Consider the following 9,010-nt stretch of genomic DNA (forward strand, 5'->3'; position numbering starts at 1 on the left):
TTCCCAGATCTCGGCCGCGCGGTCGGTGACGCCCTCCGGCATGGTCGGGTAAGCCGCGCCGACGCGCTCGCCCACCGTTTCCATCCACGTGGCGAGAGCCTCGCGAATCGGTGCGGACTGTTCCTCTACGACCCGTTCGCGGAACGCCTCAACGCGCTCGTCGGGACGGCGTCGGCGCATGTGGATGGTGATAGCGCGGGTGGTGATGGTGTCGGGCATCCGTCCGGCGATTCCGGCCAGAGCGGCGGGCGCGTAGACGGGGAAGCGTTCGATCACCATGTTGCCCGCGTCGCCCTTGCAGCGGGCCACGGTGGCGGAGCGCTTGTAACCGGCGTTGACCAGCGCGCGGAGATCCTCGTTGCCACCACCCTTGCTGTCGAAAATGGCGTCGACCTCGTCGAACAGGATGGTGAGCGGTCCGGCACCGACCATGCGGAACAGCGCGGCGGGCGTTGCCGAGAACGTCATCTCCGGCGTGCGGACCAGGTGCCGCGAGACCTCCAGCACGCGGGTCTTGCCCGAACCGGGTTCCGCGCTGGACAGCACGAGCCGGGGCGTGATGTAAAAGTGCTCGGCTGCCCATGTGTGGGCGTACCAGAGCGCCAACATGGGGGCGCAGTGCTCGTCGGGGAAGGCGTTGAACCGCGACAGGAACGCCTGGACGTCGTCGAGGATCTGAGCGCCGTTGAGGGTGATCGTGGTCATGCTGCACCTCGCTCGGTGAACAGGGGCGTGGTGGTGTCGAGGGATTCGGCCGGCATAGTTCGCGGGCGGTCCGTGCCTGCGGTGATGCCGTTGCGGATGCTGCGGCGCACCTTGGCCTCGGTGCAGTCGCACTCTCCGTTGATCAGGGGCGCTGCGGCGGCCATGAGGTGGGCTTCTGCTGTAGCCGCAGGGAGAACGCCCGCGCCGACGAGCTGTCCGAGTGCGATGCCTGCGACGTACGCGGCCCTGTCGTGGCTTCCTGAGACGGCCGTAGAGAGCTTGCGGCACTCCCCGTCGACTGCGGCACTGACGTACCGGGGCAATCGCTGTGAGGGCACCACAACGGGCGCTGAGACGGCCGTACGCGGCCTAGGAGTGAGGCAGTGAACCAACCACACCGGAAGGGGCAGGGGCGACACGTCCTCGGTGAGGCTGTACTCGCCGTCCGAGGTGATCGAGCCGGGGCCGACGACGTAGCCGCCGTGGGCGCGGGTGTCGACCTTCCACCCGAGTCCGTTGCCGTGCTCGCCCTCGGTGTTGCGCAGCTCCACAGTGGAGGGCTCATGGAAGTACAGGTGCGTCCCCGCACGGGCGGTGCGCACGGTGCGGGTATCCCACGGGACGTCTTCCCCCGCCTCCGCGCAGACGGCGGCGAACACGTCGTGACCGTCAACGACCCCCTCCCGGCTCCAGCGTGGCGGGGGAACGTCCTGAGGCGACTTGCGGGTGTCGAGGTCGATCACGACCAGGCCGCTCGGTCCGGTGGCGATGCCGATATTGAACGGTCCTGCCGACCAGCACCGCTCGATCACGTCCAGGTCGAGGGTGGCGCGCTGCTCCCACCCGAGGTGCCGGTTGCGGCACGCCCCTGTGCGGGGGCAGCGCTCCGCGCTGTGCAGGGCGGGGCGCTTGGTGCCAGGGCGAAGCGGGAAGACGTAGAAGCCGTGTCGTGCTGCAGTGAGTGCGTGGTGCATGAGCGTGTCGCGGTCTGTGGCGCTGCTCATCTCACATCTCCCAAGGTGACTGTGCGTAGCCGCACGAGGGTGTGCGGAGGGAAGGCCTAGGACCCGCGAACGAGCCCAGGCCGTGGCTTCGAGGGTGTTTTCGCTGGTAGGGCGCTCCGCGGCCTAGAGTCGCTAGTGCGCAGGCCAAGCCATGCGCGCGGCCCTAGTGGCTGCCCCTAGGGCTAGGGTCGGTGACGGCTAGAAGTCAGCCGATCCCTAGCCCGACGGGTAGTTACTCTCCGCGATCGATGCGGGCCGACTGGGCTGCGATCACCGCGTCTCGCTTGTAGCCCTGACGGTTCTTCTTCTCGCCCTCCGGGGTGGTGCCCCACACCTGCGTCGGCTCGACCCCGTAGGCCTTGAGCGCCCCGGCAAGGGTGCTTCCCGTCCAGCCGTCGTAGAACTCCGGCCGCATCTCCGCGAGCCGCGCGAGCACGACCTCGGTGTGCGCTCCAGCCGCGTTGCCCGCGACGGCGGTCAGCGCGCTTGCGACGTCGTCCAGGACGCTGCCCGTCGTCTCCACCGTGGGCGTCTCTCCGGCCGCCATGCCCTTGAGCAACCCGAGAGCCGAGCGCAACGCCCGCCCCCGGTCGCACATGACCTCCACGTCGGCAGAGGACAGCAGGTGCGTCCGGACGATCTGCCCTCCCTGCTCGGCAAGCTCAGAGTCATCCGAACCGAGCAGGATGCCGACACCCTTGTGGGCGCGGGAGAGCTTGGAGGCGTCCATACCGGCCTGGTAGCTACCGGCACCGAGGATGGTGTCGGAGGCCTGCCAGGTCATGACCTTCATGGCGAACCGGGAGCCGATCTGTCCACGCAGGCTGTCCGGGATGACCTTCCCGTCCGGCTTCTGCGTCGCGAGGATCAGCATGTACCCGGCAGCAGGGCCGACCTTGACCAGATCCGTAAGCAGCGCAAGGACTTCCGCGCCGTACTCGGGGTGCTCCAGGTACCGCTGAACCTCGTCGATCGAGAGCACCGTGAGCGGCATGTTCAGCCGCTTGTTGCGTGCCATCGCCGGAGTGAGCTTGGCCTCAGGGCACACGTCCACGGGCAGCTTGGCCATGCGCTCGAACCGGTCGTTCATGTCCGCGACCATCCGCCGCAGCGTCGTGACCAGCAGTTCCATCACCTGGTCACGGACACCCGCGCCGTAGGCGACTGCGACCTTCTCGAACGCCCGCCACGCGCCGTCACCCTTGCCGTTGAACACGAACAGCTCCACGTACGGGTCCAGCGCGGCAGCAGCGGTCGGGATGCGGGCGCTGAACGTCTTGCCCATGCGCGGGATGGCGCCGACCAGCAGCGACGACCAGATCAGCGGCAGCATCACCTTGCGGTCGCGGGCGTCCAGGCCGAACGGGATCGGCTGCCAGAAGTCGAACTCGTCCATACCCGCCAACGGAGACGTCACGGGCTTCTGCGCGAACACGTCCACATCGGACACCCACAACCGCACACGGCGCGCGGAGACCGGGTCAGCGTCGATGAACACCGTGATGGGGTTGACGTTCAGACCGGACGCGAGCGATTCGCGCTTGCCGACCGCCTGAGCGGCGTGCTTGCCGTACGGGAGATCGACCACGGCGAGCCACCCGCGTCCCTCGCGCTGGATCGGCTGAGCGAACGTGACAGGGTTGTCCTCCTTGCACAGCCCCGCGCCGACGAATGCCCGCACCACCACATCGGGCGTGAGCTTCGAGGCCTGCTGACCCAGCACGGCGGCCCTGACGATCGGCTTGTCCTCACGGCGTCCGAGCAACCCGAACGCGACGATGGACACCACGACCGTCCACAGCAGAACCGTCTGCATGGCCTCGGGGTACATCAGCCACACGACACCGAGTCCGAGCGCGGACAGGAACGCCGTCACCGCGCTGACCCGCAGCCGCGTCCGCACGTGGTCGTCACGCTGCCTGGACAGGGCGAGGTAGGCGGACGGATCGGCAGCGTCGATCGTGGACTGACGCAGCGCGCGTGACTCCGTGTCGAACGCCCAACGCTGCCACGCCATCACCGCGCGTCCCAGTCCGCGGGGAGACGCTGCGGTGAGCTTCAGCGTGTATAGCGGCACCCGAACGGCGTGGTAGCGGGCGGTGTGGTGGCAGTACGTCCACGCCCACCGCACCGTCGCCTCGAACTGGTCACGGTCGGCAAGCCACGCCGGAATGATCGGCAGCAGCTCCCGCCGCGCGGGTCCCGCCAATTCGGCCGGCAAAGTCGGACGGGGTCCCTCGTCGTCGCCGACGATCTCGCCGTCGAGCACCTCGACCTCGTCGCCGTGGTCGAGCTCGACCAGCGCTCCCGACTCCTCGACCTCGTCGGGCTGCTCGGTGGTGGGGATGGGGAAGGCCACCACGTTGCTCACCTCCGTGTCGTCGCTGCGGTCGTCGGGGTTGGGGGTGGGATGGCTCATCGCTGCGCCTCCGTGTCGTCGTCGTTCAGGAGGTGGGTCAGAGCCGCGCCGCAGCCGAGCACGACCACGGGCAGGCAGGAGACGAACGTGGTGATCCACCACGGGGCCGTGGTGACACCAGCAGCGACCATCAGGTGGTAGGCGACCTGTCCAGCAGCACCGAGCACGAGAGAGCCGATCGCGGACCAGCGGGCGAACCTACGCGCCTTCTCCGACCGGGTCCGGCCCGACAGCCAGACCCGCAGGGCGTACGCGGCGTAAGCCTCGACACCGATCGGGAGCGTGATCGCGGAGTTGATGACGAACGAGTCAGCGATACCGGGCAGCAGCCGGATCGGACCGAACCCGGTCAGCTCACCCAGACCCACCCAGCCACCCCAGATGGCTACGAACGCACCCGCCGCGAGCAGCAGCAGCGGCCACGACCGGACGGGCTTGACCCGCGCCGTCTTGACCTCGTCGGCACGCTGCTCGGGCTGCTCGACCACGGCCGGAACCGGGTCCACGACCGCGCTGACCTCGGCAACCGGCTCGACCTTCTCCGGCTCGACCACGGGCGCAGAAACCGCCTCGACCACGGCGGCGGGCTCGGTCTCCGTGACGGGCTGCTCGACCGTGACGGGCTCGGTGACAGCCGGGGTGGGCTCGGTGGCGGGTACCGAGTGCAGTCGGCGGACCGTGCTCACCTCGTCAGCCGGGGTGGGGTTGGTGGGGTTGAAACCCTGCTCGTCCAGGGCGGCGAGCACGGCGTTGGCCTTGGGCGCGCCCACCTTGAACTCGGTCTTGATGCGGTTGCGGGAAGGGATCTCGCCCTGCTCGATCGCGAACGCCTTCACGCGCTCGGTGAGGTCGTCCACGGTGATCGGGTACGCGCTGGTCATCGCTTGCCTCCCTTGGCGAGGGCGTGCTCGGTGGTGGTCACGGTGAGGGTCCGCACGATCCGTGCGGAGGTGACGAACGCGGGCACGGCCAGCACGACCGCGATCACCCGCCAGTCGGTGGCGTTGGTGAGGATCAGCCACTGCACGCCGCCGATCGCGGCGGTACCGAGCAGCGTCCGCAGCACGTTGCGGCCCGTGCGGGTCACCTGGCGGGACTTGTGCACGGTCTTGGCCGTGGCGCGCATGACGGCGATCAGGGCCAGCACCGCGAGAACGAGGGCGACGAGCATCCACGGCTCGATTCGGTCGATGATGTTCACCGCTGGTTCTCCTTGTCCCGCAACGCGTGCGCGGACTGGACGGCCTTGGCGGCGAAGTGCCTCGCCTGGTCGTGCTCGGGGTGGTCGGGGTCGGAGGTGATCGGCGCGAGCAGCTCGACCTTGAGGTCGAACCAGGCCGCGACGACCTCGTGAGCGGCGTGCGGGTCCGGGGTCCGCTCGGTCCACACCGCCAGGGCTTCGCTCAGCGACGGCGGCTGCTCGGCCGTGTCGTCGCGGGGTGTCGTGGTAGACACTGGGATGCCTTTCGGTCAGGAAAGCGATCGATGGGTGTGCGAACCCGGATCGGTGGAAGGTCTGCCAGGACGGCCGCCGATCCGGGGCGAAGTCAGACAGCAGCGGTGAGCAAGGCTGCGACCAGCAGCCACGCCCAGTGCCAGGACTGGTCAAGGGCGTAAGCGCCAGTGCCGAGCGACGGGTTGTCGTCGCGCTCAGCGCGCGGAGTACCGAGCCGGTAGAACTCGCCTTTGCCGAGCCGCGCGGCCAGTCCAGCGAGCGTGAAACGCCTGTCCGCCCAGTAGTGCGTGACAGCCGAAACGGCCTGTCCGACGACGAAACCCGCCGGAGTGATGGACAGGTCCAGCACCGCCCACAGCAGCCCCACAACCAGGGCCGTGACGGCGGTGTAGGACAGGACATGCGCGGCGCAGGCAACGCGACCAGCGTGTCCGGCGTGGCCCTTGGTGGCGGCTTGGTGGCTGGTCTGCGCCCAGTGGTCGGCCACGTTGTGAGCGACCAGCAGCGCGGGCAGGACAGCGGCGAACGTCAGCGCGGTAGACATCAGGCTGCCTCGGCAATCTCGGAGTTTTCGTTGGCCTCGAAGCACTTCCAGCACTGACGGGTGCTGGTCGGCAGGATGTAGAGCGGGTCTTTGCCGCAGGTGCGGCAGATACGGCGGGCGAGGTTGGCCTTGGCCAGTGCCGCGAACTTTGCCGGCGTCATCGGTCGCACGGGCGCGGCCTTGGCGATCAGGTACAGCGACGCGAACGACGTCTTGCCCGATCCGTTGTGCCGCACGTAGAGCACCGCCACCGGGTCTTGGCCGTTGGGGCGCTTGCCCATCGCCCGCAACTGCCGGTAGGTGGCGAGCAGGTGACGAGGGGCGCAGCCGTAGGACAGCAACGGCAACCCGTCGTGCACACCCCGCGTGAACTGCGGAGCGTCCGACCACGCCACGGCCGCGAGCACCCACGGGAACCGGCGAGCCATCACCGCTCACCGCCGTCCGCAGCCAGCACGTCCGTGACCCGCAGCCGCCGCGCCTGGAGGATCTGCTCACGGGCGTAGGCGACCAGGCAGCCGAAGTGCTCGATCACCTCCGCCTTGGCCTGGGTGAACGTCATCCCGTCCTGCACGGGGTCCAGCGCGGGCATCTGCTCGACCGGCACGACCCGAGGGAACGACGCGTCCGCCCAGTCCACCGCGTACAACTGCCGGGCCATCAGGCGGCCTCCGTCCCGGACGGCGCGGACGCGACGGCCTGGACGCGCAGAACGCGCACCGTGCTGCGCAGCACCCGCTTGGCCTCACGCCGCTCCCGCTGCTCGAACGCCGAACCGTCCAGCAGAGCCGACGTCGGACGCGGCATGTCCCTCGTCGACTCCTCCACGACCAGCCGCTTGATCTCGTCAGCGGTCAGCCCGTCCGGGCTGAACCAGTTCTCGACTCGGTGATTCACCGGTGTTCCCTTCACTATGTGGTGCCTTGTGGTGCCCTAAGGTGCCAGACGTGTGGCAGGTCTGTCAAGACATCACCTTGTGGTGCCCTAGTGTGGTCCGTGGGATGCGCGTAACCTGGTCATATGCCGATCGACCGCCACAGTGCGCAGCCTCTAACCGTTCAAATCGCCGACGATCTGAAGCGTCGTATCGATCGCGACGAGTTCCCTGTCGGTACGAAGTTCCCGTCGCTCCGTGACCTGTCGCGGGACTACAGCGTTGCTGAATTGACCGTCCACGCGGCGGTCAAGGACTTGCAGCGCGAAGGTCTTTTGACATCTGCCAGTGGGCGCGGGACCTTCGTGAGCGCCAAGCCGAGCGACAGTGTCGCCGATGATCCCGAGCTGCTTGTCTCGCCTGAGAGCTTCGCTGCTCTTCGAGCCGAGGTGGCCGACCTGCGGACGCGCCTCGAAAAGCTTGAGGGCCAGGGGGCGCGAGTCGACTGATGTCGATCCGATCGTTCGGCCCTGTCGGCTGCTGTTCATGTAACAACCATCGGGCTTTGCTAGACCGACGAGAAGGTGTCGCGCTGGTGTCACCGACGTATCACCGCCCGTGTCACCAGTCTTGCGGTGACACACTGGACAGGTCTCTCTGTGCACGGGGAAGGGGAGTTCGGCATGGCTGATGAGCGACCAGCTTGGGCGCGGCGAATTCGGGCTGAACGTGATGCGCGCGGATGGTCTCAGGCCAAAGCTGTCCGTGCGCTTCGCACGCACGCAGACGTCGGGCTCCCAAGTGACTCCAGCTTGCTTCGCCGTTGGAAGGCATGGGAGGCGGGAGACAACGAGCCTGACGAATTCTACCGTCCCTTGATTGCAAAAACATTTGGTACCGTTACGCACGCATTTTTTCCAAAGTCGGGTAAGCGTGATGGCGAGTCTGAGATCGTCGCTGTTACCGGCATGGATACGCTAGATATTCTGAGTCGATTGCAGCGCTCAGATATTGACGGCGCTACGATGGATGCACTTCGAATCACTGTCGATCGACTTTGTTCAGAGTACGCCTATATGCCGTCTGTGCAGCTTGTTGGTGAGGGACGAGCGTGGCTGCGACGCGTCGCTGAACTGCGAAACGGAAGGCTTACGTTCAGCCAGCATCGCGAAATTCTCACGCTCGCTGGCATGTTGGCCTTGCTTGTCGGATGTGTTGAATACGACATGGGAGACCGTAGAGCGGCTGAAGCTACAAGGCTAGCGGCGTTGTCGCTTGGGACTGAGGCTGACAACCCGGATGTAACTGGGTGGGCATATGAGATGCGCGCATGGTTTGGGTTGACTAGTGGTGATTACAAGGGAGTTATCGCGGCGAGTCAGGCGGGAATCGAGGTGGCCGGTAGCCGTAGTGTCGCTGTTCAGCTCGCTGCGCAGGAGGCTAAAGCTTGGGCGAGGATCGGAGATCGTAGGCAGACAGAGGTTTCGCTCGATAAAGGACGTCAGCTCCTCGAATCGCTTCCGTACCCCGATAACCTTGAAAACCACTTTGTTGTAGACCCGTCAAAGTACGACTTCTACGTCATGGATTGCTATCGGAAGTTGGGAGAGCAGCGTATGGCTGAAACGCTCGCCAATGAGGTGATCCGGGCTAGCACCGACTTTGACGGTACTGAACGTGCGCCTATGCGAATCGCTGAAGCACGCGTGACGCTTGGGGTAGTGGCCGCCCAAGATGGTGATCTAAGAGGGGCGATCGAGCAAGGAAAGCTTGCGCTTAGTGGCGATCGTAAGTCATTGCCATCGTTGCGAATGGTGTCTCAAGACCTCGCTTCGTTCCTCACGAAGAACTATGCCAGCGAATCTGAGACACGCGAGTATCTGGACATGCTGCGTCGACAGACTGAGAGCTAGCACGTCGGCCGGTAGCGTTGCCGCACTCTTCAGATGTCGGTAACTGCGGTAACTGCGGTAACCGTGCAGGTCAGACGGTTACCGCAGGAGGTGCG

At 66.6% G+C, this 9,010-nt stretch carries 12 protein-coding genes; 2 read left to right on the forward strand and 10 right to left on the reverse strand.

Features of this window, described 5'->3' with window-relative positions; genetic code table 11:
- The 10 genes from IEZ09_RS45305 to IEZ09_RS45350 form a co-directional block, all read right to left on the reverse strand.
- The coding region (locus IEZ09_RS45305; protein ID WP_189260046.1) for a DUF3631 domain-containing protein at positions 1–705 on the reverse strand (705 nt) is incomplete at its 3' end.
- Positions 702–1,709: a bifunctional DNA primase/polymerase gene (locus tag IEZ09_RS45310; protein WP_229813552.1), complete on the reverse strand. Its 1,008-nt coding sequence runs from the start codon at positions 1,707–1,709 to the stop codon at positions 702–704. The genes IEZ09_RS45310 and IEZ09_RS45305, both read right to left, overlap by 4 nt.
- A 232-nt stretch (positions 1,710–1,941) precedes the next feature.
- Positions 1,942–4,128, reverse strand: a complete 2,187-nt coding sequence (locus IEZ09_RS45315) for a cell division protein FtsK (protein WP_189260047.1) — start codon at positions 4,126–4,128, stop codon at positions 1,942–1,944.
- Positions 4,125–5,009: an ABC transporter permease gene (locus tag IEZ09_RS45320; RefSeq protein WP_189260048.1), complete on the reverse strand. Its 885-nt coding sequence runs from the start codon at positions 5,007–5,009 to the stop codon at positions 4,125–4,127. The genes IEZ09_RS45315 and IEZ09_RS45320 overlap by 4 nt, the downstream gene beginning before the upstream one ends.
- The gene (locus tag IEZ09_RS45325) at positions 5,006–5,329 is read right to left on the reverse strand and encodes a hypothetical protein (protein WP_189260049.1); all 324 of its coding nucleotides are present in this window, start codon (positions 5,327–5,329) and stop codon (positions 5,006–5,008) included. Before IEZ09_RS45325 ends, IEZ09_RS45320 begins: the two co-directional genes overlap by 4 nt.
- Positions 5,326–5,583 (reverse strand): hypothetical protein, encoded by a 258-nt coding sequence (locus IEZ09_RS45330; RefSeq protein WP_189260050.1) that lies wholly within the window; start codon positions 5,581–5,583, stop codon positions 5,326–5,328. Before IEZ09_RS45330 ends, IEZ09_RS45325 begins: the two co-directional genes overlap by 4 nt.
- 92 nt (positions 5,584–5,675) lie before the next feature.
- Entirely contained in the window at positions 5,676–6,128 is a 453-nt protein-coding gene (locus IEZ09_RS45335; protein WP_189260051.1) for a DUF3307 domain-containing protein, read from the reverse strand.
- Positions 6,128–6,556, reverse strand: a complete 429-nt coding sequence (locus IEZ09_RS45340; RefSeq protein WP_189260052.1) for an RRQRL motif-containing zinc-binding protein — start codon at positions 6,554–6,556, stop codon at positions 6,128–6,130. The genes IEZ09_RS45335 and IEZ09_RS45340 overlap by 1 nt, the downstream gene beginning before the upstream one ends.
- Positions 6,556–6,789, reverse strand: coding sequence for a hypothetical protein (locus IEZ09_RS45345; RefSeq protein WP_189260053.1), 234 nt, complete (start codon positions 6,787–6,789; stop codon positions 6,556–6,558). The genes IEZ09_RS45340 and IEZ09_RS45345 overlap by 1 nt, the downstream gene beginning before the upstream one ends.
- Positions 6,789–7,025, reverse strand: a complete 237-nt coding sequence (locus IEZ09_RS45350; RefSeq protein WP_189260054.1) for a hypothetical protein — start codon at positions 7,023–7,025, stop codon at positions 6,789–6,791. Before IEZ09_RS45350 ends, IEZ09_RS45345 begins: the two co-directional genes overlap by 1 nt.
- Before the next feature lie 123 nt (positions 7,026–7,148).
- Here IEZ09_RS45350 and IEZ09_RS45355 point away from each other — a divergent pair, with 123 nt between their 5' ends.
- Both IEZ09_RS45355 and IEZ09_RS45360 read left to right on the forward strand, forming a co-directional pair.
- Entirely contained in the window at positions 7,149–7,511 is a 363-nt protein-coding gene (locus tag IEZ09_RS45355; protein ID WP_189260055.1) for a GntR family transcriptional regulator, read from the forward strand.
- 174 nt (positions 7,512–7,685) lie between these two features.
- Entirely contained in the window at positions 7,686–8,915 is a 1,230-nt protein-coding gene (locus tag IEZ09_RS45360; RefSeq protein ID WP_189260056.1) for an NsdA family TPR-like regulatory protein, read from the forward strand.
- Positions 8,916–9,010: the final 95 nt, after the last annotated feature.

Origin of the sequence: Lentzea flava (genome assembly GCF_014648475.1) — a bacterium.
Taxonomy (GTDB): Bacteria; Actinomycetota; Actinomycetes; order Mycobacteriales; family Pseudonocardiaceae; genus Lentzea; species Lentzea flava.